This is a genomic window from Pseudomonas sp. 15A4, assembly GCF_016925575.1.
Taxonomy (GTDB): domain Bacteria; phylum Pseudomonadota; class Gammaproteobacteria; order Pseudomonadales; family Pseudomonadaceae; genus Aquipseudomonas.
Window position 1 is genome coordinate 4,701,463 of record NZ_CP068986.1, and the last position, 23,893, is coordinate 4,725,355.

17 protein-coding genes, 1 tRNA gene and 6 pseudogenes are annotated in these 23,893 nt (G+C 61.6%); 12 read left to right on the forward strand and 12 right to left on the reverse strand.

The annotated features are described in order from the left end of the window. Positions 1 to 33 precede the first annotated feature (33 nt). On the forward strand, positions 34 to 804 hold the full coding sequence (gene deoR / locus JN403_RS20815; protein ID WP_205484091.1) for a DNA-binding transcriptional repressor DeoR: 771 nt from the start codon (positions 34 to 36) through the stop codon (positions 802 to 804). A 198-nt stretch (positions 805 to 1,002) separates the two neighbouring features. On the opposite strand, the pseudogene JN403_RS20820 reads toward deoR, so the two are convergent. The 5 genes and pseudogenes from JN403_RS20820 to JN403_RS20840 form a co-directional block, all read right to left on the reverse strand. Further along, positions 1,003 to 2,087, reverse strand: a pseudogene (locus JN403_RS20820) (aldose 1-epimerase family protein). Continuing rightward, positions 2,084 to 3,415, reverse strand: a complete 1,332-nt coding sequence (fucP, locus tag JN403_RS20825) for an L-fucose:H+ symporter permease (protein WP_205484092.1) — start codon at positions 3,413 to 3,415, stop codon at positions 2,084 to 2,086. The pseudogene JN403_RS20820 and the gene fucP overlap by 4 nt, the downstream one beginning before the upstream one ends. A gap of 68 nt (positions 3,416 to 3,483) precedes the next feature. Beyond that, complete coding sequence (gene rbsK, locus JN403_RS20830) at positions 3,484 to 4,404, reverse strand: ribokinase (RefSeq protein ID WP_122537913.1); 921 nt, start codon at positions 4,402 to 4,404, stop codon at positions 3,484 to 3,486. A 350-nt stretch (positions 4,405 to 4,754) separates the two neighbouring features. Then, entirely contained in the window at positions 4,755 to 5,705 is a 951-nt protein-coding gene (locus tag JN403_RS20835) for a DUF979 domain-containing protein (RefSeq protein ID WP_205484093.1), read from the reverse strand. Further along, positions 5,702 to 6,430, reverse strand: a complete 729-nt coding sequence (locus tag JN403_RS20840; RefSeq protein ID WP_205484094.1) for a DUF969 domain-containing protein — start codon at positions 6,428 to 6,430, stop codon at positions 5,702 to 5,704. Before JN403_RS20840 ends, JN403_RS20835 begins: the two co-directional genes overlap by 4 nt. 304 nt (positions 6,431 to 6,734) lie before the next feature. Between JN403_RS20840 and JN403_RS20845 the strand changes: the two genes are divergently transcribed. Beyond that, positions 6,735 to 7,661, forward strand: coding sequence for a LysR family transcriptional regulator (locus JN403_RS20845; protein WP_205484095.1), 927 nt, complete (start codon positions 6,735 to 6,737; stop codon positions 7,659 to 7,661). A gap of 3 nt (positions 7,662 to 7,664) precedes the next feature. Here JN403_RS20845 and JN403_RS20850 read toward each other — a convergent pair. Next, positions 7,665 to 8,551, reverse strand: a pseudogene (locus JN403_RS20850) (LysR family transcriptional regulator). A gap of 120 nt (positions 8,552 to 8,671) precedes the next feature. On the opposite strand from JN403_RS20850, the gene JN403_RS20855 reads away from it, so the two are divergent. Together JN403_RS20855 and JN403_RS20860 are read left to right on the forward strand one after the other, a co-directional pair. Next, complete coding sequence (locus JN403_RS20855; RefSeq protein ID WP_240356708.1) at positions 8,672 to 9,160, forward strand: multidrug/biocide efflux PACE transporter; 489 nt, start codon at positions 8,672 to 8,674, stop codon at positions 9,158 to 9,160. A gap of 117 nt (positions 9,161 to 9,277) precedes the next feature. Continuing rightward, positions 9,278 to 9,715, forward strand: a complete 438-nt coding sequence (locus JN403_RS20860) for a carboxymuconolactone decarboxylase family protein (protein ID WP_205484097.1) — start codon at positions 9,278 to 9,280, stop codon at positions 9,713 to 9,715. Positions 9,716 to 9,730: 15 nt separating this feature from the next. Here JN403_RS20860 and JN403_RS20865 read toward each other — a convergent pair. Together JN403_RS20865 and JN403_RS20870 are read right to left on the reverse strand one after the other, a co-directional pair. After that, positions 9,731 to 10,881, reverse strand: a pseudogene (locus JN403_RS20865) (MFS transporter). A 696-nt stretch (positions 10,882 to 11,577) separates the two neighbouring features. Beyond that, positions 11,578 to 12,219: an HD domain-containing protein gene (locus JN403_RS20870; RefSeq protein ID WP_205484098.1), complete on the reverse strand. Its 642-nt coding sequence runs from the start codon at positions 12,217 to 12,219 to the stop codon at positions 11,578 to 11,580. A gap of 303 nt (positions 12,220 to 12,522) precedes the next feature. Here JN403_RS20870 and rarD point away from each other — a divergent pair. Beyond that, a pseudogene (gene rarD, locus JN403_RS20875) lies at positions 12,523 to 13,406 on the forward strand (EamA family transporter RarD). Between the two features lie 24 nt (positions 13,407 to 13,430). On the opposite strand, the gene zapE reads toward rarD, so the two are convergent. Next, on the reverse strand, positions 13,431 to 14,552 hold the full coding sequence (gene zapE / locus JN403_RS20880; protein WP_205484099.1) for a cell division protein ZapE: 1,122 nt from the start codon (positions 14,550 to 14,552) through the stop codon (positions 13,431 to 13,433). 9 nt (positions 14,553 to 14,561) lie between these two features. Next, positions 14,562 to 15,768 (reverse strand): annotated as a pseudogene (locus tag JN403_RS20885) (MFS transporter). 204 nt (positions 15,769 to 15,972) lie between these two features. On the opposite strand from JN403_RS20885, the gene JN403_RS20890 reads away from it, so the two are divergent. Continuing rightward, positions 15,973 to 17,418 carry a SulP family inorganic anion transporter gene (locus tag JN403_RS20890; protein ID WP_205484100.1) on the forward strand — a complete coding sequence of 482 codons (1,446 nt, stop codon included), beginning with the start codon at positions 15,973 to 15,975 and terminating at the stop codon, positions 17,416 to 17,418. Positions 17,419 to 17,445: 27 nt separating this feature from the next. On the opposite strand, the gene JN403_RS20895 is transcribed toward JN403_RS20890, so the two are convergent. Both JN403_RS20895 and JN403_RS20900 read right to left on the reverse strand, forming a co-directional pair. Beyond that, a complete protein-coding gene (locus JN403_RS20895; RefSeq protein ID WP_205484101.1) occupies positions 17,446 to 18,006 on the reverse strand; it encodes a cysteine hydrolase family protein in 561 nt (186 codons plus the stop codon). A 55-nt stretch (positions 18,007 to 18,061) separates the two neighbouring features. Beyond that, positions 18,062 to 18,985 carry a LysR family transcriptional regulator gene (locus JN403_RS20900; RefSeq protein ID WP_205487587.1) on the reverse strand — a complete coding sequence of 308 codons (924 nt, stop codon included), beginning with the start codon at positions 18,983 to 18,985 and terminating at the stop codon, positions 18,062 to 18,064. A 119-nt stretch (positions 18,986 to 19,104) separates the two neighbouring features. Here JN403_RS20900 and JN403_RS20905 point away from each other — a divergent pair, with 119 nt between their 5' ends. The 6 genes and pseudogenes from JN403_RS20905 (at position 19,105) to JN403_RS20930 (ending at position 23,879) form a co-directional block, all read left to right on the forward strand. Beyond that, the gene (locus JN403_RS20905; protein ID WP_122624170.1) at positions 19,105 to 19,854 is read left to right on the forward strand and encodes a 3-oxoacyl-ACP reductase family protein; all 750 of its coding nucleotides are present in this window, start codon (positions 19,105 to 19,107) and stop codon (positions 19,852 to 19,854) included. Positions 19,855 to 20,017: 163 nt separating this feature from the next. Beyond that, positions 20,018 to 20,107 (forward strand) — tRNA-Ser (locus tag JN403_RS20910). A 471-nt stretch (positions 20,108 to 20,578) separates the two neighbouring features. Then, positions 20,579 to 21,073, forward strand: a complete 495-nt coding sequence (locus JN403_RS20915) for a helix-turn-helix transcriptional regulator (RefSeq protein ID WP_122537879.1) — start codon at positions 20,579 to 20,581, stop codon at positions 21,071 to 21,073. A gap of 67 nt (positions 21,074 to 21,140) precedes the next feature. Next, positions 21,141 to 21,554 carry a DUF4124 domain-containing protein gene (locus JN403_RS20920; RefSeq protein ID WP_205484102.1) on the forward strand — a complete coding sequence of 138 codons (414 nt, stop codon included), beginning with the start codon at positions 21,141 to 21,143 and terminating at the stop codon, positions 21,552 to 21,554. Positions 21,555 to 21,792: 238 nt separating this feature from the next. Further along, positions 21,793 to 22,191 carry a nuclear transport factor 2 family protein gene (locus JN403_RS20925; RefSeq protein ID WP_205484103.1) on the forward strand — a complete coding sequence of 133 codons (399 nt, stop codon included), beginning with the start codon at positions 21,793 to 21,795 and terminating at the stop codon, positions 22,189 to 22,191. Between the two features lie 186 nt (positions 22,192 to 22,377). Then, positions 22,378 to 23,879: pseudogene (locus JN403_RS20930) on the forward strand (cytosine permease). Positions 23,880 to 23,893: the final 14 nt, after the last annotated feature.

The window sequence follows — 23,893 nt, forward strand, 5'->3', positions numbered from 1 at the left end:
TTATTTTTTTACCATATCCATTCGACAATCGGAATGCCCGTGGACAGTAAAAAATCCGACCGTATCAAGCTGATCCAGCAAGCCCTGCAAGATCAGAAGGCCATTCACCTGAAGGAAATGGCCGCCCTGCTGGACGTTTCGGAGATGACCTTGCGTCGCGACCTGACCCGGCACCCCGACAAATTCCACCTGCTGGGCGGGCATATCACCCTGGCGTTTGATCCGTCCGAGGCCAGCGATTACAAAGTCACCGAGCAAGGCACCCGCCACGTCGAGGAGAAGCGCCGGGTGGGCAAGCTTGCCGCCGCGTTCATTCAACCCGGCGATACGGTGTTTTTCGACTGCGGCACGACGATCCCTTTCGTCATCGACTTCATTCCGGAAGAGCTGGAATTCACCGCCGTGTGCAACTCCCTCAACGTCTTGCTCAAGCTGCAGCAGAAGCCCAACTGTTCCATCGTGCTGTGCGGTGGCACCTTTCATCGCAAGAATCAGGTGTTCGAGCACCACAGCGAGGCGACCATTCTCGATGGCATCCGCCTGACCTGGGCGTTCGTGTCAGCGGCCGGGGTCAGCGACGAGCTTGGCGTGACCTGCTTCAACTTCAACGAAGTGGAGGTCAAGCAAAAGGTTCTGCGCCAGGCCCGGCACTGCATGTTGCTGGCCGATCATTCAAAGTTCGATGCCGTGCGCACGGCGCATTTCGCAACGCTGCAGGACTTTCATGTGGTGGTCAGCGACAAGAAGCTGCCGAAGGTGTATCGGGATTTGATTGAGGGGTATGGGGCTAAGTGGGTGGTTTGATCAGCCCACTTGCATCGCTTGGAATACCGAATTCGCGAGCAAGCTCGCTCCCACAAGTCCTATATCATCTGAAGTTCCGGCGGTCGGCTTAGGTTGATGCACGCGAGGAAGCTCACTCACACAGTGTCTGGGAATCGCCGCAATACCTGCAGATAAACACAGATCTTCGTGGGAGCGAGCTTGCTCGCGAAGGCGCCTTCAGCGTTTCAGATCGCTTTCCAGCTGCAACACCTCTTCAGCCCCCAGATACCCCGTCGTCACGCTGAACGACGCGCTTTCCCCGCGCCCAACTGGCGCACATTGCCTTTGGCCTTCTCCGCCAGATAACCCTCGGGCTCACAGGTCGCGGGCAACACAAACGCGGCCACCTGCTGATCAGCGTTGTGCAGAATCCACCGCGCCGCATGGTCGAACTGCGCCGGCTGGTAACGCGTGTAAAACGCAGGACCTTCAGGGTGCTTGAGCAGGAAATGCGCATTGCCCTGGGCGTCCGCGTGCACGCCGTCGAAGAAGCAGACGATCTCCGGGTCGTAAAGCTCAGGCGTGCTCAGGCTGTCCAGCCGCGAAGGCTCTTCCGTCAGTTCGGCCATGTACGCCGACCACGCCGGCGTTGGCTTGACATGGGCCGGCACGCTGCTGCGAACCCGCGTACGCGCCATGCCCAATGGCTCGACGAAACGTGCGCCGTCGACGTAGGCGTAATTCATGTGCGCCATGTACATCAACTCCATCGGCTTGCCGGCCAGGTTGCGCACGTCCATGCCGATGTCGAACAGCGCCGAGCCGGCGCGCAATGTCACGCTCGGCCTGGCGCGATAGTGGTCGCCAAAGCCCATCACGTATTCGTACTCGCCGCCGATGCGCAAAAATGCACCGCCCGCGTCCTCGCCGATTTCCAGCCAAGCGCTGTCCATCGGCGCGCAGGGCATTTCGCCGTGCAACGGGTGATCGTCTTCCAGCGTCGGGCAGCCGTTGCGCAAAAGGCCGCTGTGGAACATGAAGCAACCGTAAGTGCCGATCACCGTCGGGCTCGGGCGCGGTTGCTCAAACATGTTGCGCATGGTCAGGTCGCAGCCATCGAAGACCGCTGACCAGACCATCTGACCCTGATACGGCAGCACCACCACCCGGCCGCGATCATTTTCCAGCGCCAGGGCTTTCACGCCGCTGGGGTAGGTCCAGGCCAGCACGCGAAAGTCGGCGGATTCCAGCAGTGTCTTTTCATCGCCACTGAACAGCTCCGGGTGCAGCGAAATCGTGGTGCGCTTGTCGGCCGTTCTCATGATGCCGTCACCGCACCCGCCGGAGCCTGGGCCGGCAGTGGATCACGCATGCACTTGATGGCGTAGGCGACGATCGCCACGAAGCACAGCAGCGGAACGATATAGGCGATCTGCATGTTGCCGCCGGTGGCGTCGGAGAGCAGGCCCTGGAAGATCGGCATCACACCGCCGCCGACAATACTCATCACCAGCAGCGAACCGCCGACACCGGTGTCTTCGCCCAGACCGTCGATGGTCAGGCCGTAAATGGTCGGCCAGCACGGACCGAGGAAAATACTCACCCCCACCGCCGCATACACCGCGCTGATGTTCGGCACCAGAATCGTGTAGGCCAGCAGGACGATGGCCAGCACGCCGTAGATCGCCAGCACCTTGGCCGGGGACATTTTGCGCATCAGCAGGTTGGCGACCATCTTGCCGACGAAGTAAGCGGCGAAGGTGGTCAGCAGGAACCACGAGGCGCTGCGCTCGTTCATCCCGCCCATCTGCATCGCCAGCCGAATGGTGAAACTCCACACGCCCACTTGCGCGCCCACGTACAGAAACTGCGCCAGCACGCCGAACGTGAAGCGCGGGTTGCGCCACAGACGCGACAGGCTCTGGCCGATGCTGCTGGATTTGACGTTAGCCTTTACGATGCCCTTGCACGCCGGAAACTTGGTGAAGGCAATCAGCACGAACATCAGCACCAGCACCGCGATCATCCATTTGTACGGCAGCAGCGTGGACTGAATCATCTGCAATTGCTGGACCGCCGCGTCCGACGCGCTCATCTGCGTCAACTGCTCGCGGGTGGCGTCGGTGTCCTTGAACATCACGAAGCTGCCGACGTACACGCCGGTCATTGCGCCGAACGGGTGGAAGGTCTGGGAGATGTTCAGGCGACGGGTGCCGGTTTCACGCGGCCCCATCAGCGTCGAGTAGGTGTTGCAGGCGGTTTCGAGGAAGGCCAGGCCGGCCGCGATGACGAACAGCGCCATCAGGAACATGCCGTATTTGGCCATCGACGCTGCGGGGAAGAACAGCGAGCAGCCCGCCATGTACAGCACCAGACCGATGAGGATGGTGGTCTTGTAGCTGAAACGTCTGACGACCATCGCCGCCGGAATCGCCACGAAGAAATAACCGAGGTAGAACGCCGACTGCACGAACGAGGTCTGCACATCGCTGAGCAGGAAGGCCTTCTTGAAGTGCGCGATGAGCACGTCGTTCATGCTCGCGGCCGCCGCCCACAGCGCGAAGCAGCAGCACAGCAGGAGGAAGGCGAACCACGGCGTGCGGTTCAGGTAGAACCCGTCCGGTGATTGTTGGAGCGCGGGCTTTGTCATTGTTGTTCTCCGGGAAGTACAGGGAATACCCCGCCCCGCCGATCAGGCGATCGGCAAGACGTAGCGGCTCAAAGGGTGTCGAGAAAGTGGCTGAACGCGGCAGCGTCCGGGTAGGAACTCTGGGTGCCAAGGCCGGTGACCGAGCAAGCCGAATAGGCCACGGCGCGGGTCATGGCGTTGCGCATGTCGCCGTCTTCGCTCCAGTGGCGAGCGAAGCAACCAATGAATGCGTCGCCGGCGCCGGTGGTGTCGCGAGCATCGACCTTGATGCCTTCAACGCGAAACTCACCCTCTTCGCCGACATACAGCGCGCCCTTTTCACCCAGGGTGACGATGACGTGGCGTATGCCGTCCTGCACCAGTTGCAGGGCGGCCGCGCGGGCCGAATCCACCGAGTCGATAACCAGGCCGGTCACCAGCGCCAGTTCGGTCTCGTTCGGGATGAAGAAGTCCAGCTGCGACAGGTGCTCGCGGCTCAAACCCTTCACTGCTGGCGCAGGATTGAGCAGCACCGGAATGCCGTTGGCCTTGGCGAACTCGATGGCGTAGTAGACGGTTTCCAGCTCGATTTCCAGTTGCAGCACGATGAGCGTGCAGTCGCGCAACGCGGCCTGGGCAGCGTCGATGTCCGCGGGTTTCAGGTGCGCGTTGGCGCCTTTGACGATCAGGATGCTGTTGTGGGAATCGCTCTGCACGAAGATCGGCGCCACGCCGCTGGAGACGCCTGGGACGCGCTGCACAAACTGGGTGTCGATGCCGTAGCGCTTGAAATTGGCCAACGTGTTGTCGGCGAACATGTCGTCGCCGACCTTGCTCAGCATCAACACGTCAGCGCCCAGCTTGGCCGCGGCAACGGCCTGATTGGCGCCCTTGCCGCCGCAGCCCATGGCGAAATTCGGTGCTTCGAGGGTTTCACCCTGCGCCGGCATCCGGTCGATGTAGGTGATCAAATCCACCATATTGCTGCCGATGACCGCGATCTTGTTCATGTGTGTGATTACCTTGTTCTCGCGCTGGGCCCGAAGAATGAGCCACCGTCGCGGTTTTATTTTTGTTATTTAAATAACATTTTGTGTGACTATTCAACCTATTTCTTCCCGGGAAGACATGCGGCCTGTTAAGGGGCGCACACGGCGGTTATGGGAAGCGGGCTGGAAGCCCTGCAGCAGAGGGTTTGCAGCCACTGGTCGTACAGACCATGGATTCGCGCAAACGTTTGCGATGGAGATGAAACATCATCGAACTTTGCGCAGTTGAACGAACTGAGCGAGGGGTTTGCCCGCAAAAAGCTGCCCGCAGGAGCCTGCGGGCCGGGCACTGCAACGGGATCAGAAAATCACTACATCAGGAAATACAGCAACAGAATATTCGCCACCAGCATCGCCACCGCCGTGGGAATCTGCGCTTTGATCACGGCGTATTTTTCGGGCAGTTCCAGCAACGCCGCAGGTATCAGGTTGTAGTTGGCCGCCATCGGGGTCATCAGCGTGCCGCAGTAGCCGGAGAACATGCCGATGGCAGCCATCACCGCCGGATTGGCGCCGTACATGCCCACCAGCACCGGCACGCCAATGCCGCCGGTCATCACCGGAAACGCGGCAAAGCCGTTGCCCATGACGATGGTGAACAGCGCCATGCCGAGTACATACACCATCACCGCGACGAGGCGGAAATCCAGGTTGATGTACGCCGTTGCCAGGTGCGCCACGGCCTTGCCGACGCCCGCGTCGTTGAACACCAGCCCGAGCATCGCCAGCATTTGCGGCAGCACCAGCGCCCAACCCAGCGCTTCGGTCAAGCGCCGCGATTCGCGCATGGCCTGCACCGGCGTGTCGCGGGTCAGCCAGCAGGCCAGTCCCAGCGCCACCAGACTGCCAATGCCCAGCGACACGAACGTGCTGTTGGCCGGGTCCAGCAAAAAGACGTCGCCGAACTTGATGTTCTTCAGCAGCACCGCGCCAATCACCGTGACCAGCGGAATCGCCAGCGCCGGAATGAACAGCTTGTTCTTCAAGCGCCCTGCACTCTCCCGCCGCGCCCGGTCGTTGAGGTTCTCATGCTGACCGAAACCCACGCCGCCGAACCCGGCGATCACCGCCATGACGATCACGCCGATGCCCACCCACACCGGTGGCAGCTTCTCGCCAACCAGAAACGCGATGGCGAACAGGCCCCAGAACAGCCCGGTGGTCCAGCGCTTGGGATTGGTCCGGTCGGTCGCGGTCATGAACGCGGTGATCGCCAGAATCACCCCCGCCAGCCAGTACAGGTATTGAATGGAAATGATCATCGCGCCAGTTCCTTGTCGACCGCGGGGGCAAGCGGCAGCACCTTGAGCTCACGGTTCAGGCGCTGATCGAAACGGTGCAGGCGGATAGCGTGAATGACGAACGCGCAGATCGCTGTCGGAATCCCCCAGAAGGCGATGTGCATCGGGTCGACATCAATGCCGGAGCCAAGCAGGAAGGTGTGCATCAGCGCAATCGCACCGAACGCGACGAAGATGTCTTCGCCGAAAAACAGGCCAACGTTGTCGGTCGCCGCGCACAACGCCAGCAGCTTGATGCGCAACGCCTCGGGCAACTTGCCGAAGCGGGATTCGGCAGCGCCCTCGGCCATGGGCGCGAGCAACGGCCGCACCATCTGCGGGTGGCCGCCGAGGCTGGTCAGCCCCAGCGCTGCAGTGGTTTCCCGCACGAAGAGGTACGCGATCAAAAGGCGTCCGGCTGTGGCGCCGGTGAACCGGGCGATCCAGTTCTGCGCGTGCAGACGCAGTCCGTGGCGTTCCAGCAAACCGATCACCGCCAGCGGCAGAAGGATGATCAGCGGCAGCGTGCGGGTTTTGATAAAGCCGGTACCGATGGTCGCCAGGATGCTTTCCAGCGGCATGCTGGCAGCAAGGCCGGTGGCCAGGGCGGCTAGCGCCACGACCAGCATCGGGTTGAAACGCAGGACGAAGCCCAGAACGATGACCAGCACGCCAAGCAGCGGCCAGAGGTTGATAGCGGTTTGCATGTTGGGGTTCTCGTTGGCAGTGGCGGTACCTTGCTGGGGCACGAATAAGGAAAAGGGTCGAGAAACGAGCGGTCGCGGCGCCTCTGCTTAAAGAAGTGACTGCGCCGTTGCCCCATGGCACCGCAGTCGCGCCGGGGCGTCCAACGGGAAAAACCCGCTATCGGCCATAAGATTTTCTGTTGCCGGAGTGGCATGTAACCTGCTGTTCCAGTGCTGTATTTGCACAGGTCGTGCCGCCCGGGTGTGCCGTCTGCACCTCATCCTGTGCCTGCAGGGGCGCTCAATTGCTCAAGGAAATCCCACGGTGAATCTCAAGTTTCTGGAAACCTTCGTCTGGGTCGCGCGACTGAAAAGCTTTCGCCTGACGGCGGAAAAACTGTTCAGCACCCAGGCCTCCATCTCCAGCCGCATTGCCGCGCTGGAGGACGAAATGGGCGTGCGGTTGTTCGTCCGGGATTCCAGAGGCGTGTCACTGACCCAAGAGGGCACACGTGTGCTGGAATACGCCGAGCACATCATGGACACGATGCAAAGCATGAAAGCGGCGATCAAAGACCCGAGGCAGGTGCGCGGCCGCATCCGCATCGGCGCCATGGATACGGTGATACACACCTGGCTCAGCCCCTTGGTAACACGCCTGATGAAGTGTTACCCGAACCTGGAAATCGAGCTCACCGCCGAGACCGCCAGCAACCTCTGCTCGCAACTGGAAAAGGGTTATCAGGACATCATTTTCCAGACTGACGTGCTGCGCTTCGACAGCGTGCGCAACGCGGTGCTGGCGCGCTACCCCCTGCGCTGGGTGGTGCCGACCGCCTCGGCGTTCGACCGCCCGGACGTGACCCTGGAGGAGATCGCCGAGGCTCGGATCGTCACGTTCTCGCGCAACTCGCGGCCGCACCAGGACATCCTCAACATGCTGCACACCGCCAACATCGTCACGCCACGGATCAACTGCGTGAACTCCGCCTCGGCCATTACCCGCCTGGTGCGCGATGGCTTCGGCATCGGCGCGCTGCCGGTGACGCTGGTGCATGGCGAACTGGCCCAGGGCGTGCTGACGCTGATCGAGAACGTGCCGCTGCCGCCGCTGATGGACATCGTCGCCAGTTGGCGCACCGGCGCGGGCATGGAGCTGGTGGAAGACATCGTCGGCCTGACTCGCGAGGTGGTGAACGCCTTCGCTCAGGAAATGCCGGAGGGCTTTGTTTTGGAGGGCGGACCGGAGTGAGGATCAATACCCTCCCCGCCCCTCCAGCAGCGTATCCAGCAACCAGGTCCCCGCCGGGCCCAGGCTTTTTGCCGGGACCAGATCACGTCGACCGCCGAGCTGCGCGGCCAACCCGGCACCGTGAGTTCCTTCAACCGACCCTGACCGCAGGTGCTGACCAGCCAGCGCGGCAGCGCCGACCAGCCGAATCCGAAGATCGCCATGTCCATCAACAGCAGGTAATTGGGCGCTGACCAGCTGCGTCGCGCGCCGCTGGGCAGGTCGTCGGTGGGCACACTCTCGTCAACGATGGTGTTCAGGCGCAACGCCCGATGCTGCGCCAGATGGCGATAATCGACGGCGTCTTCTGCGGCCAGCGGGTGGCTATGGGAAACGAAGATGCCGAAGTCTGCGCGCTCGACGATGGTCGCGTAACCCACCTCCGGCGGATACGACGCCTGGGCCGACAGCAATCCCAGGGACGCCCGACCGCTCTGGATCAAGTTGATCGCGTCACCGTGTTCGGCAAACACACACTCCAGTTCCAGCTCTGGAAAGCGCTGATCGAGTTCGGTCATGCGCGCCTGAAATTCAGCGAACTGGTTGGCATCGGACAGCACCAGCGTCAGGCGCGGCTCCATGCCTTCCGCCAGACGCCCCGCCGCGCGACGCAGCGTATCGGACGCCGCAAGTACATCCTCGATGCGCCCTTCCAGCGCCCTGCCCGCTTCGGTGAGCGCGGGATGACGGGTGGAGCGGTCGAACAGCTCCAGGCCCAAGTCGATCTCAAGCCGCGAAATCGCCTCGCTGATGGTCGACTGGCTCTTGCCCAGGCGGCGGGCGGCGGCACTGAACGAGCCCAGCGCGATGGTCTGCGCGAAGGCTTCAAGGGCTTCGGGGGAATAGCTCACGGAAGGACACCTCTGAAGTGCATGTGACGTCCCCATCGGTTTTTCCGATGGGACCGATTTTCACTCTAGTCTATTGCGCCCCGACAATGCACACCTGCCCGCGAGAAAGTGATCACCGACATGCCTCTGAACACCCTCATGCCCCACAAGACCGCGAAGCCGGTCGTTTCGCGAAAGTCCCTCAAAGAGCGCGCCCTGCATGCGCTGCTGTTCGAGCTGATCGGCGTGCTGATGTTCGCGCCCGGGCTGGCCTGGGTGCTCGGCCAGTCCATCGGCAAGATGGGCGCTATGACGGTGATGATTTCCACGGTCGCCATGCTCTGGAACATGGTGTTCAACGCCGGGTTCGACCGTCTGCGCGCCCGGTGGGGTTTCGCCCTGAATCTCAAGGCGCGGGCACTGCATGCCATCAGCTTTGAAGTGGGGCTGGTGTTCATGGTGGTGCCAATGGTGGCGTGGTGGCTGTCGATCAGCCTGCTGGAAGCCTTTGTGCTGGACATCGGCCTGTTGCTGCTGTTTCTGCCGTACACGATGCTGTTCAACCTGGCGTACGACCGGATTCGCGAGCGTCTGCTCGACCGCCCGCAACCGTGCGCCGCAGATCGATAGCGGCGTGATTGGTCTCCTCTAAACCTCCTTCATTGGCTATTCGACGGGCCGCGGCGCCGGCGTAACATTTCGCCACGTCCAGCGGCATCCGCCGGCCACTTTGAAGAGAGCACCCACATGAACAACCGAATCAATTGGGCCCAGAAATCGCCCGAAGCCTATAAAGCCATGGTCGGCCTGGAGACGGCGCTGAGCAAATCCGGGCTGGATCATTCGCTGCTGGAGCTGATCCGTCTGCGTGCCTCGCAGCTCAACGGCTGTGCGTATTGCGTCAACATGCACGCCAATGACGCACGCAAGGCCGGCGAAACCGAGGCCCGTCTGCAGACCCTCAGCGTGTGGGAAGAAACCGAATTCTTTACCGAGAAGGAAAAAGTCGTACTCGCCTGGGTGGAAAGCCTGACCCTGCTGCCCGTGCACCGCGCGCCGCAGCATCAGTACCAAGCGTTGTTCAAGCACTACAGCGACGCCGAGGTGGTCAACATCACCCTGGCCGTCGCCACCATCAACGCCTGGAACCGTTTCGGCGTCGGCTTTGCGATGATGCCGAGCTGATTCCCGTTATTGGCCTCACACCCGCAGGAACCGCCCGCTGACCGCCACACCCAGCAGCATCACGGCGATGATCATGAACGCCGCGCCGAGGCTGCTGAGGTGGGCGACAAAACCGATGCCGGCCGGGCCCATCAGGATGCCGATGTAACCCAACGTGGTGATCGCCGGCACTGCCACGTTCTCCGGCATGGTTTTCTGCCGGCCGACCGCGCTGTAAAACACCGGCACGATGTTGGAACAGCCGATGCCCACCAGCGCGTACCCGCACAACGCCGCCTGCCAGACCGGGATCAACGTCGCGACGGTCATCCCGGCCGCCGCGCACAGCCCGCCAAACAGAATGATTTTGTGTACACCGAGGCGCCGGACAATTGGATCGCCGCACAGGCGCCCGATGGCCATGAACAGCGCGAACACCGCATAACCGAATCCCGCGTAAGACGGCTCGACGCCGCGCTGGGCGCTGAGGAACACCGCACTCCAATCGAGCATCGCGCCTTCCGTGAGGAACACCGTGAAGCACATCAAACCGATGAACAACACCACGCCCCGGGGAATTGCAAACGCCGGCCCGCCCGGCTCGCTGCCATAGGGCAACAAGTGCGGCGCGGCTTTATAAAGCGCAAGGGCGATGAACAGCGCAACGAAGGCCATCGCCAGCCATGGCCAAACGCCGACACTCAGCAACGCCGACACCCCCGCCGCCCCTAGAATTCCGCCGCAACTGAACAGCCCGTGAAACCCGGACATCATGGTCTTGCCGCTCGCCCGCTCGACGATGATCGCCTGAATGTTGGTCACGCACCCCAGCGCACCCATGCTCGCGCCATAGACAAACAGCGTGGCGACCATCAGCGGCACCGAGCTGAGGGTCGCCAATAAAGGCAGGCACACACAGGCGATGGCGCCCGTTATCACGATCAAACGCCGACAGCCATAACGCACCGTCATCGCCCCGGCCAGTGGCATCGACACAATCGAGCCAATGCCCAGGCACAACAGCAACAACCCGAGGCCGGCGTCGTCCAGGCCAAGACGGCTTTTCGCATAAGGCACCAGCGGCGCCCAGGCCGACATGCTGAACCCGGTGACAAAAAAGCGATACGCGTAGAAAACTGCTCCAGCCGCCCCGGAACCACGGGCGCTGCGGTGCTGATGGAAGTCATTGCCGCTCCGTTGAATGCTTGGACGGAGGCGGATTCATTTACGGTGAAGCGCTGTAAATGAAATCAGCCCCCTCGAAAGAGGGACCAGCCTAACAAAGCTCGAAACAATGCCGAAGAAGGGATGTTGAAGGCAGCAGCCTCAGAAACGCCTCAATCGTTCCTCAAGACGCGGACGCGGAGCGTCAAAGGATGCATTCCCACGCGGAGCGTGGGAACGATCAATTGCTTCAGTGGGACCGGCTTCAGCCGGGAACAGGCCTGCGTGGTCGACATCCATTTTGCGGCGTGACGCCCGACGCCTTCCCGGCTAAAGCCGGTCCCACGAAAAGCGCCGCGTACATCCTGTAGGACCGGCTTCAGCCGGGAAGCCTTTGATCTGCTCTTGATCCGCTTTTGATCTTGATCTTCGTACACAGAAAGTCCAGACACCACCAATCGCGACTTGGGTGCAGGCCGAACGCAGACGACGCGGAGTGGGCCGAGCCGCATGGATGCGGCGAGAGCGCCGTCAGGACATGGATGTCCGTTCGGCGCGGGCCCACGGAGCGTCGTCGAAGTGAGGGTATTCCGACGAAGGAGGAACCCAACCAGGAGCAAGCACCCTTGGTTACTTGGGGTGCTTTTCCAAGTAACTCGCCGAAGGCGAAACGTCTGCCCCCAGGCAGACGCCCTTGATCTTAAGGACGTTGATCCAGATCACCCCTTCCAAGGCGACCGCCGAATAATCTCCACAAAATTCAGCGGCTTGAACGACGGGTCTTCGTCCGCCAGTACATCCGCATTCACCGTCCCGAACGTCGTATCAGGCTTATGCCGAAACCCATCCGCAAACGCACACAAAATGCATTCCTTGAAGTCTTCACCGCGCGGGTGAGCATGGGTCACCACCTCCCGCTGCTCATCACTGAACTGCCCGTAATTGATCCCCAACACATCCATCTCCACGCCCGCCGTCACCAGCGCCACGTTCGGCCGCAAATGCTCGGGCACGCCCGGCGTCGTGTGCAACGCAATCGACAACCAGACCTGCTCCATATCCCCCTCCGACAACCCGAACGAGTGCATGAACGCCCGCGCCGCATTGGCCGAATCCACCTCGAAACGCAGGTCCGCGCTGCGATGCTGCGCCACCAGACCCAAATCATGAAACATCGCCCCGACGTAAAGCTGCTCGGCGTCGTAGGCCAGCCCCTTGCGCTCACCGGTCAGCGCGCCCCACAAAAACACCCGGCGCGAGTGATTGAACAGCAGGTCATCTTCATGCTCGCGGATGTACTCGGTGGTGGCGCGGGCCAGCGCGCTGTCAGGGATCTTGATACCAGCAATCGATTGAGTCATGGGAATCTCTCCAGCGGCCGCACCGGGGTGGCGCGTTGAAGAGAAGTCTGGGCGACGGCGCATCTCGGCTCAATCGGCGCGCGGTCTCGTTCTCTGCCAAACGTGCATCGTTTACTGCCAGCCCACCTGCGGTTTACCAGATTGCTGCGGACCGCCCGCCTGACCTCGGATAAACTCTGCGCCTTTGCAGTGCGCCATGCCTCAAAAAGCGCCTCATAAAGTGCCGCCAAAGCGTGCCGTCAGAGCCCGCCGATAAAGCATTCCTGCATCCCACACCTGATGAATCGAAAACAAGGAGCCCCTGTGTACAAGGGCGTTGCGTTATCGGTCATGGCCTCCTGCCTGTTCGCGGTCATGTACTACTACACCTCACTCCTCACGCCATTGAGCGGTGAAGAAATCTTCGGTTGGCGCATGCTGCTGACCCTGCCATGCGTGACGCTGTTCATGCTCTCCAGCGGAGACTGGAAGCTGGCCCGCGCCCTCGGCGTCCGGGTGCGCCAGACGCCTGCATTGCTGGCGGGGATGGCGCTGTCGGCGACGTTGATGGGCGCGCAACTGTGGCTGTTCATGTGGGCGCCGCTGCATGGCCGCAGCCTGGAGGTGTCGCTGGGGTATTTTTGCTGCCGCTGACCATGATCCTTACCGGGCGCGTGGTGTACGGCGAGCACCTGTCGCACCTGCAGAAGATCGCCGCCTGCTGCGCGCTGGTCGGGGTCGGCAACGAGCTGCTGCGCCTGGGCAGTTTTTCCTGGGAAACCCTGCTCGTCTGCCTGGGTTATCCGCTTTACTTCGTGTTGCGGCGCAAGCTCAAGACCGACAACCTTGGCGGTCTGTGGTGGGACATGCTGCTGATCCTGCCCGTCGCGGTGCTGTTCATCTGCCAGGGCAACCCTTCGGTCGTGGAACAATTCCCACGCTTCTATGTGCTGATTCCGGTGTTGGGGGCGATCAGTGCGTCGGCCCTCGTCAGCTACATTCGCGCCAGCCGCCTGCTGGCGTTCAGCGTGTTTGGCTTGCTGAGCTACGTCGAGCCGGTGCTGCTGGTTGGCGTTGCGCTGTTGCTGGGCGAATCCATCGGCCGCGATGAATGGATGACCTACTTGCCGATCTGGCTGGCGGTCATGGTGCTGGTGGGAGAAGGCGCCAAGCATGTATTGGCCCAGCGACGACGCAACAGCGTTTGAATTGAAGTTTGCGCCTTAGCAGCGTTAATGACCGAACCGCGCCAGCTGCATCTCCTGCATCCGGCTAAGCGTGCGTCGAAACGCAAACGCCAGATAGCCTTCGGTGTACAGCTCGGCCATCGGCATCGCGGCTTCGACGTACAGCGGTACCTTGCGGTCATAGCACTCGTCCACCAGCGCAATGAAACGCCGCACGCCATCGTCATAGGGCGACAGCTGCGGCAGTTCGCGGTCCCCCGCGGTGACCTGTTCAACGCCATCCTCGGTACCACGGGCAATGCGTCCCTCGCGCTGGGGTGCGCTCAACGCCGGCACTTCACTCAACAAAACGGCCTTGTAACGATCGCAGAGCTCGATGAAATCCATCGCCGCCAGCGGCTGCTCGCACAGGTCGGCATAGCGGCACCAGATCACGGTTCTACTGCTGCGCACCACCGGCACATGCCGCCTTCCCAGCGGCACAGGCTGAGTCGACACCGACTCGCCGCTGCTCAACGTATCGAACACCTCGACCAGCGCGCTCGGCCCCTGCTCCGCCTTCACCCAGTAACGCTGCTGCGCCTGACCGGGATGCAGCCGATGGTCCTCGCCGCCGTCGACCGACACCACCTCCATGAAGTGATTGATCGCCGTGATCGCGGGCACGAAACGCTCGCGGTTATGCCCGGTGGCGTACAGTTGCTCGGGCAATTGATTGGAGGTGCAGACCAGCACCACGCCCTCGTCGAACATCGCGCGCACTAGACCGCCGAGGATCACCGCATCGCCGATGTCGTTGACGAACAACTCGTCGAAGCACAGCACGCGCACGTCGTGGGCCAGCTCCCGGGCCAGCACTTGCAGCGGCTGGGCCACGCCGGTGAGCTGGAACAGGCGCTGATGCACCCAGCGCATGAAGTGATGAAAATGCTGGCGCCGGGCCGGGACCTGCAGGCTGTCGTAAAAACGATCCATGAGCCAGGTCTTGCCGCGACCCACCGGGCCCCACAGATACACGCCTTTGACCGCGCCGCCGCGCTTGCCGTCGTTCAGCGCCTGCCAACACGCCTGCAAATGCAGTGCGGCATTGCGCTGGGCTTCGTCAGGTTGAAAACCCTGGGCATCAACGGCCTGCTGCCAGGCCTCAAGTGGAGACAAAACGGTCATCGAAACGCTTCACTGCGCAGTGGAGTTTTGGTCGTGGCGTCTGGAATACGAGGCGCCCAGTAGATAGAAGCAGCCGCCGGCGATGATGAACGCCGCCAGCATGTAAAACATGAAATGCGCCGACTGAGTCGCCAGTGCGAAGCCGCACAACACCGGCCCCAGGGCGCCGCCGAGGTTGGAGAGGTTCTGCGCGCCGTAATACATGCCGCGCAAATGGGGGGTGCGATGCGGTCGATGAACATGTACTCGGCCGGGAACACAATGATCTCGCCGAGGGTGAACACCGCCACTGCCAGCGACCAGTGCAGCACCGTCGTCGACAAGGCAAACCCGACCACGCCCATCAGGAACAGGCTGAAACCTGCAGTCAGCCACTGATTCAGGTACTGATGGCTGATGCGTTTACCGACCAGGTACTGCAAGCAGATCACCACCGCCGCGTTCACCGCGACCACCGAGCTGATCACCTGATAAGTGAATTCCGGCGTGGTCGTGGTGACCAGGTATTGCGACAGGTAGGCCGTGAACTGCCCGAACACCACCGCGCTGAGCACGCCGCCGACGGTGAAGCACACCAGCCGGTAATCCTTGAGCAGGATGCGTCCGACGGCGATGAAGGAAATCGGTGCGTTGGCAGGGTCCGCCGAGCTCAGCTTGCGGTCCCCGTACATCGCGTAAACCAGGAAAAACCCAGGCCGAGAGTGGCCGACATCACGAACGGCAGCTTCATGTTCCAGTGCGCCAATCCTGCGCCGATGAACGGCCCGACGGCATAGCCGATATTGATCAGGGTGTAGCGCACCGAGAACACTTTACTTTGATCGGCCACTGGCAACAGCTTGCCAAACGCCGCCTTGACCACGATATCGATGACCGAATACGCGAAATTGAAGGACACCAGAAACAGGAAGAACAGCCACAGCTTGCCGGTCACGCACATGCCGATGAAACCGGCGACGAAGAACCCGGTGAAGCTGAGGATCAACCGATAACTGGACAGTTTGTCGGTGAGGTAGCCGCCATACAGGCTCAGCAACGAGCCGACGATCAGCGCCCCACCGACGACCAGGCCGATGTCGCTCATGCTCAAAACGAAATTCGAAGAAAGGTAAATCACCAGATACGGCAAGGTGATTGCCCTGCCCAGCGTCAGAAACAGCGCCGAAGAAAGCAGGAGATTGACTGAAGCCGGGTAGTGTCTGAGCGCAGCGAGCATCCGTGTTCTGTCCTTCATGACGTGCCGAGCCTAGATGACGGGAATCGGCGTGCTGTTTGAGGGAAACATCCTTACACAATCAGGGGTAACGGGACACATGAAGAATGAGTAAAACGCGGCAGGGTGTGGCATCCCACCGACTGGCCGTCTGCGTTCACATTCCGTAACATCCCCTCCCTTTGCACCCCGCCCTTCAGGAATTTCATGAAACCCGCCCGTCTTCGCGCCGATGTCCTCGCCGGACTCACCACTTCTTTCGCCCTGGTGCCCGAGTGCATCGCCTTCGCGCTGGTCGCGCACCTCAACCCGCTGATGGGCCTGTATGGCGCCTTCATTATCTGCACGCTGACTGCGCTGTTCGGCGGGCGTCCCGGCATGGTTTCCGGCGCAGCGGGTTCGATGGCCGTGGTCATTGTGGCGCTGGTGGTGCAGCACGGTGTGCAATACCTGCTGGCGACGGTGTTGCTGGGCGGGTTGGTGATGATCGCGTTCGGGCTGCTGCGCCTGGGCAAGCTGGTGCGGATGGTGCCGTATCCGGTCATGCTCGGGTTCGTCAACGGCCTGGCCATCGTCATCGCCATGGCGCAGCTGGAGCATTTCAAAAGCGGCGAAACCTGGCTCAGTGGTACGCCGCTGTACCTGATGATTGGCCTGGTGGCGATGACCATGGCGGTGGTGTATCTGCTGCCGCGCCTGACCCGCTCGGTGCCGCCGGCGCTGGTCGCCATTCTCGGCGTGGGCCTGCTGGTGTACCTGTTCGACCTGCCGACGCGCACCCTCGGCGACATGGCGCACATCGCCGGCGGTCTGCCGGGCCTGTCGCTGCCGGACGTGCCGTGGAATCTGGAGACCCTGCGGATCATCGCGCCCTACGCGATCCTGATGGCGCTGGTCGGTCTGCTGGAAACCCTGCTGACCCTGAACCTCACCGACGAAATCACCGAAAGCCGTGGCTACCCCGACCGCGAGTGCGTCGCCCTCGGCGTCGCCAACCTGGCGTCCGGCCTGTGCGGCGGCATGGGCGGCTGCGCAATGATCGGCCAGACGGTGATCAACTTGAGTTCCGGCGGCCGCGGTCGTCTGTCAGGCATCGTCGCCGGCGTGATGATTCTGATGTTCGTGCTGTTCCTCTCGCCCCTCATCGAACGCATTCCGCTGGCGGCGCTGGTCGGAGTGATGTTCGTGGTGGCCCAGCAGACCTTCGCCTGGGCCTCCCTGCGCGTGCTGCGCAAAGTGCCGCTGAATGACGTCTTCGCAATCATCGCCGTGACCATCGTCACTGTCCTCACCGACCTGGCAACGGCCGTGCTGTTCGGCATCCTCATCGCGGCGCTGAACTTCGCCTGGCAACAGGCCCGCGAGCTGTACGCCGACAGCCATGTCGAGCCCGACGGCAGCAAGATGTATCACCTGCACGGCACGCTGTTCTTCGCCTCCACCACGCCGTTCCTCGATCAGTTCGATCACCTCAACGATCCACAGCACGTCACGCTGGACTGCCGCCACTTGATCTTCGTGGACTATTCCGCCATCGCGGCGCTGAAAACCCTGCGCGAGCGCTACCAGAAGGCGGGCAAACACCTGCGCGTGGTGCATCTGTCGGAACGCTGCAAGAAGCTGCTCAAGCGCGCGGGTGTGCAGCACGCCTGACACCCGTGCTGAGGCTCGACAGGCGGGTTAATTGATCGCCCGCAAAATAGCCTCGCTCGCCACTACCTGCGCGTACTCACCGTGCAGGTTGGCCAGCGACATGGCATGGATGTCTTCAGCACTGCGTGGCTGTCCGAAGAAGTCCGCGCCGTCGAAGGTGAAGCACGCATCGTGGGGCACGATGACCTCGAAGCCCAGGTTGCCGCCAGTGCGCGCGGTCGACTCCACGGAGTTGTTGGTCACCACGCCGACGATCACCACCTGATTGATCCCGTCCGCCCGCAACCAACCTTCCAGCGCCGAATGGCAGAACGCATCGGGCACCTGTTTGTGCAGCTCGCCTTCGTCGTCCCACGGCGTAAACGCCGGTTGAAACTCGACACCTGATTGCTGCGGCCAGAACACAGAATCCGGTGAGCGGGAGAAATGCCGCACATGAATCACCGTGCGGCCGCTGTTGCGCCAGACCCTCAGCAGTTCCAGCATGCGCTGCTCGGCGTCAGGGTTGTTACGCCGGCCCAGCTTGGGGTGGTTGATGCCCTGCTGCATGTCGATGAGGACCAGCGCCGCTTTCGGTTGGATGTGCATGTTTGTTCCTTTAAGACAATCCCGGGAATGACACTCAGCCAATAGGGGCACGTGCTCAAACGGCACTGAAATGCCGCGCCCATTGCTGTTCGGCGAACTGTTCGATGATGAAGTCGACGAACGCGCGGGTTTTGCCCGGCAGTAATTTGTGCCCACTGTAATAGATGGAAATGTTGCCGTCCTCGACATACCACTCCGGCAGCACCCGTTGCAGCGCACCGCTGCGCAGGTACGGCAGGGCAAACGGCATGCTCACCAGCGCAACACCCAAGCCCTGACTCGCCGCGCGGCAGGCAGCCTCTGAATCGCTCAGGGTCATGCGCACCTTCATGCGCAGCGGGCTTTGCTCATGACTGCGATGGCTCAACGGCCAGGAGCGGATCCGCCCGGTTTGCGGCGAACGGATCAGAATGCCGTCACAGCCGTGCAAGTCGTCTGGATGCGTGATGCCTTCGTGGGCGTGCAGCCATTGCGGCGACGCCACCAGCACGCGGTGAGCGGGCGCCAGCTTGCGGGCGACGACGCCCTGGGGCAGATCGAAGCCACCGCCGATGGCTGCGTCGAAGCCCTGCCCGATGAGGTCCACCTGCCGGTTATCGAAGTGCCAGTCGGGGGTGATGGCCGGATAGCGTTGCAGAAAATCGGCCAGCAGCGGCACCACATACAGACAGCCGAACATGGTGCCGACGCTGACTTTTAAGGTGCCGGCGGGACTGCCTTCGGCACTGGCCAGGTTGGCGACAGCGTTCTGAATGGTGTTGAGGCTGGCACTGACCTCGCCGAGAAACCGCTGGCCGGCCTCGGTCAGCGTCAACTTGCGCGTGCTGCGCTGGAACAGTCTTACCCCCAGCTTCGCCTCAAGTTTGGCGACGCTCTTGCCGACGGCAGCGGGCGTCAGGCTCAGCCGGCGTGCAGCCTCGGCAAAGCTGCCGACCTCGGCACTGCGCACGAAGCATTCTATGCTGCTGAAGTGTTCCATCGCGCTCACTCACAACTTCCGGTTTACACAGACTATCTCGATTAACGGCTACCGGACGGGTAATCGTCGGCAGATACTCGTGTCCATCAACCTACTCCTCACCTCTATCGGAGATCGACATGACGCACCCCACCAATCTGATCGGCAAAACAGCACTGGTCCAAGGCGGCTCACGCGGCATCGGCGCCGCGATCGTCAAACGGTTGGTCGAACAAGGCGCAGCAGTGGCCTTCACCTTCGTCAGCTCGGAAGCCAAAGCGCAGGAGTTGCAGGACAGCATCACTGCAGCCGGCGGCAAAGCCCTGGCCATCAAGGCCGACAGCGCCAACGCCGAGGACATCCGTAGCGCCGTCGCCAAGACCGTGCAGACATTCGGCGGCCTCGACATCCTCGTCAACAACGCCGGCGTGCTGGCCATTGCGCCGCTCGAAGAATTCACCCTTGAGGATTTCGACCGAACCCTGGCGATTAACGTACGCAGCGTCTTCATCGCCAGCCAGGAAGCTGCACGGCACATGAAGGAAGGCGGTCGCATCATCAACATCGGCAGCACCAACGCTGATCGCATGCCCTTTGCCGGAGGCGGCGTCTACGCCATGAGTAAATCGGCGCTGGTCGGCCTGACCAAAGGGCTGGCCCGCGACCTCGGCCCACGCGGCATCACCATCAACAATGTCCAGCCCGGCCCGGTCGACACCGATATGAACCCGGCCGACAGCGACTTCGCCGACACACTGATGGGCCTGATGGCCATCCCGCGCTACGGCAAATCCGAAGAAGTCGCCGCCATGGTCGCCTACCTCGCCGGCCCGGAAGCGGGCTACGTCACCGGCGCCAGCCTGACCATCGACGGCGGCTTCGGCGCCTGATCCACGCGCCCTCGCCGTCGACGCAAAGCCCCGGACCCTGGTAAGGAGCCGGGGCTTCGCGCTTTTTGCTTAAGCGCATGAAAATTCTGAAAAAAGTTTTGCCTTCAACAAAGCTTTCGACTACATTAGCGCGCCTCGACAGACTGAACGTCTGAAGAGATACGGTGAAGTGTCCGAGTGGCTTAAGGAGCACGCCTGGAAAGTGTGTATACAAGAAATTGTATCGAGAGTTCGAATCTCTCCTTCACCGCCACATTAAAAAGATCCCCGCAACGCTCATGGCGTGCGGGGATTTTTGTTTCTGGCCCTTGGCAAGTCTCGTCTATGTGGGAGTGAGCTTGCTCACGAAGGCGGCATGTCGACCGCCAGATATTCTCCGGTCACAACCGCTCTTCGCGAGCAAGCTCGCTCCCACAGTTCCCTCATCGACTGGTAGAGCGGTGATGTATCTGCCCTTGCCCCGCGCCTTCCCGCCCTGCAAACGACCGCGTGACCCCACCCAGCGGAATAACTAGAATCGCCCCGCGTTTATTTTTTCCACGCAAAGCGTCGGAAAAATCGCCATTTGGGTGTCTTAGCAGCTAAGGTCTACCCGTCGTACTGTGAATGACTCCAATTCCCGTACACGGATAGCGCTACCCCAAAAGAAAACAGTCCGTATTCCGGCCCCCATTGCGCACCCGCGAGAGACACATGCAGGGTGCGAATTCGCAGGAGAAGGTAAATGAATGGCATCGGTAAACGTTTGCGCCAAGAAAGAAAACGTTTGAAATTGACTCAAAGCGCGCTGGGCGCCATCGGTGGTGTGGAAGCCAACGCTCAGGGGCATTACGAAAGCGGGCAGCGGTTGCCCAGGGCAGATTATCTGTTCAAGATCGCCGCCGCGGGAGTGGACATTAACCGCGTTGTCACTGGGGTAGACGCCTCTGCCCGCGCTGAAATACCCACGTTTTCGACGGTGGTGACGAATCAGGACAGGGAGAGCGCAGCCGATCTCGACAGCTCGGAGAGCATGGTGAAAATCATCAGCCAGTTGCGCCAGAGCCTGTGGATCACGGCGAATGCATTGTGCGAAGTGACCCGACTGGTTGACTCCGAAGCGCCACGCTCGAGCGCCGACCATGTCGAAGATCACCTCAAGGTGCTGCAAGGTGACGCCGACATGTTCGCAGCACTCGCGCTGGCAAAAGTCCAGAAAGCCGCCCACGAAACCCACTGATCCCCATCAGCGTGACTGACAGCTGAACCTCTCAGATGGTAGCCTTGCGCCATCCAGGGAGGTTCCGATGATCAGAATTCCAGCACTGTCCGCCGCCGTCATGACGTTGCTCTTGTGCGACGTGGCAAACGGCGACGTCTTCAAGTGCGTCGCCGCAAACGGCGCTATCAGTTTCGCCCAAAGCCCTTGCCCGACCTACGTGGGCGAATCCAGCGTGCAGCGGCCGCCTCCGTCCCGGCTTTCCAGCGAGTGGGAGGAAACCGATTTCCCCTACCGCCTGAACAAGAACGCCACCGAAATTCTACAAGTGAGCCGACGCAGAAAGCTGATCATCACCAACGAGCGAGAAATCGCCGATCGCCTGCAAAGCATCCGCCCCCTCCCCCTGGCCTACCCTCGACGTGCGTCGCCCCTCGCTATGAAAGCGCCTGCTTCGATCCTTCCGGCGGCCGTGTTCGTCAGCCAGTCAAAAGCGGCCTGATGAAATCCTCGGGAAACTGACTGCGCACCGCTGCTCACCACTTGCAGCTTGTCGCTTGTCGCTTGTCGCTTGTCGCTTGTCGCTTGTCGCTTGTCGCTTGTCGCTTGTCGCTTAAGACTTGCCGCTCACCATTACTTCTCAATTCTCTGAACTAAGTTTTTACCGGCGCCGATGTGATGCCCCGTGAGAGCTGCTTACAGTCGGGCCCCATCGCCAGAATCACAAAAACGAGCCGGCCATGACCTCCACCGACACCCGCCACGACGCCGTTCAGCACGCGGCAAAAACGCTCATCGACGCGTTCGCCAGCAACGACACGGACGCCTACTTTGCGGCATTCGCTGAAGACGCCACCTTCCTCTTCCACACGCTGCCCGCGCCCTTGCTGTCCCGCGCCGTTTACCGCGATGTGTGGGCCGGATGGCAAGCCGATGGCTTTGCCGTTCTGGGTTGCCAGTCGCGCAACGCGCACATCAGTCTGCAAGGCGATGTGGCCATTTTCATGCATGACGTCGACACCCACGTTCGATTCGGCGATGAAGAAAGCCATTTCGGCGAGCGTGAAACCATCGTCTTTCGGCGATATGGCGCGCGCTGGCTGGCGTGCCACGAACACCTGTCGGTGAAGACGGGCTAGCGCGCACGCGCGCTCAGTGGCGAGTAGCCCCTCAGAGGCTGCCCCACCTGCAACACACTGCTTAATCTGATTCATGGTCGCAATGCCGACTACTGCCAATGCCACGATCGGGTTCACCGGTCGAGATAACGGGCCAGCGCTTTTGCGTCGGCCCCATAACAACACGACAGCGCGCAGGAACATCCCATGGCTCACCCCACCACCACGATCGAAACCTTCGGGGTCGAACAGATCCCTGACCATCAGCGCGACGCTGCGCCCCTCGACCTGTTTCGTCTGACTTTCGGCGGCGCCAACACCTTCGCCACCGCCGTGCTCGGCAGTTTTCCGGTGCTGTTCGGCCTGTCATTCCAGGCCGGCGTCTGGGCCATCCTGCTGGGCGTTGTGCTCGGGTCGATCATCCTGGCGCCGATGGGCCTGTTCGGCGCCCTCAACGGCACCAACAACGCGGTCTCGTCCGGCGCGCATTTTGGCGTTCACGGGCGCATCGTCGGCTCGTTTCTGTCACTGCTCACCGCGGTGGCGTTCTTCTCGCTGTCGGTCTGGAGTTCGGGAGATGCGTTGATCGGCGGTGTCAAACGCATGGTCGGCCTGCCTGAGAATGACATCACCCTGGCGCTGGCCTATGGCATTTTCGCGGTGCTGGTGCTGGTGGTATGCATCTACGGCTTTCGCTTCATGCTGTGGGTCAACAAGATCGCAGTGTTCGCTTCAAGCCTGTTGTTTCTGCTGGGTATCTTTGCCTTCAGCGGCAGCTTCGATGCGGGCTTCGCCGGCACGGTCAACCATGGCAGTCAGGGATTCTGGGCGGCGTTCATCGGCGCTGCGCTTCTGGCGATGAGCAATCCGGTGTCCTTCGGTGCGTTTCTCGGCGACTGGTCGCGCTATATCCCACGCCAGACATCAAAAAACGCATCATGGCGTCGGTGTTTCTGGCACAGATCTGCACGTTGATCCCGTTCCTGTTCGGCCTCTGCACGGCGACCATCGTGGCCACCCAGGCGCCGCAATACATCGCGGACAACAACTACGTCGGCGGCCTGCTGGCGGTCTCGCCCAGCTGGTTCTTTCTGCCGGTGTGCCTGATCGCGATCATCGGCGGGATGTCGACCGGCACAACGTCGCTCTATGGCACCGGGCTGGACCTGTCGAGCATGTTTCCGCGCCTGCTCAACCGGGCTCAGGCAACGATTCTGATCGGCATCGCGGCCATCGCCTTCATCTTCATCGGCCGTTTCGCCTTCAATCTGGTGCAAAGCGTGTCGACCTTCGCGGTGCTGATCGTCACCTGCACCTCGCCGTGGATCGTCATCATGGTGCTGGGCCTGATCGTTCGCCGTGGCTTCTATCACCCGGCAGACCTGCAGGTGTTCACCCGTGGTCAGAGTGGCGGTCATTACTGGTTCGAGCACGGCTGGAACTGGCGGGGACTGGGCGCGTGGCTTCCGAGCGCGGCGGTGGGCCTGTGCTTCGTCAATTTGCCGGGGCAGTTTATCGGTCCGCTAGGCAATCTCGCGGGCGGCATCGACATCAGTCTGCCGATCACCCTTGGCCTGGCGGCGCTGTTATACATCACCCTGCTGCGCACCTTCCCCGAACCGGTCGGCGTGTACGGCGCCATGGGTCCGCACCCGTTACTCGGCAATAACGCACATCGCAACGTAAAGAAGCCGATGGCGATCGGTTGACAGGCCAACGCCAT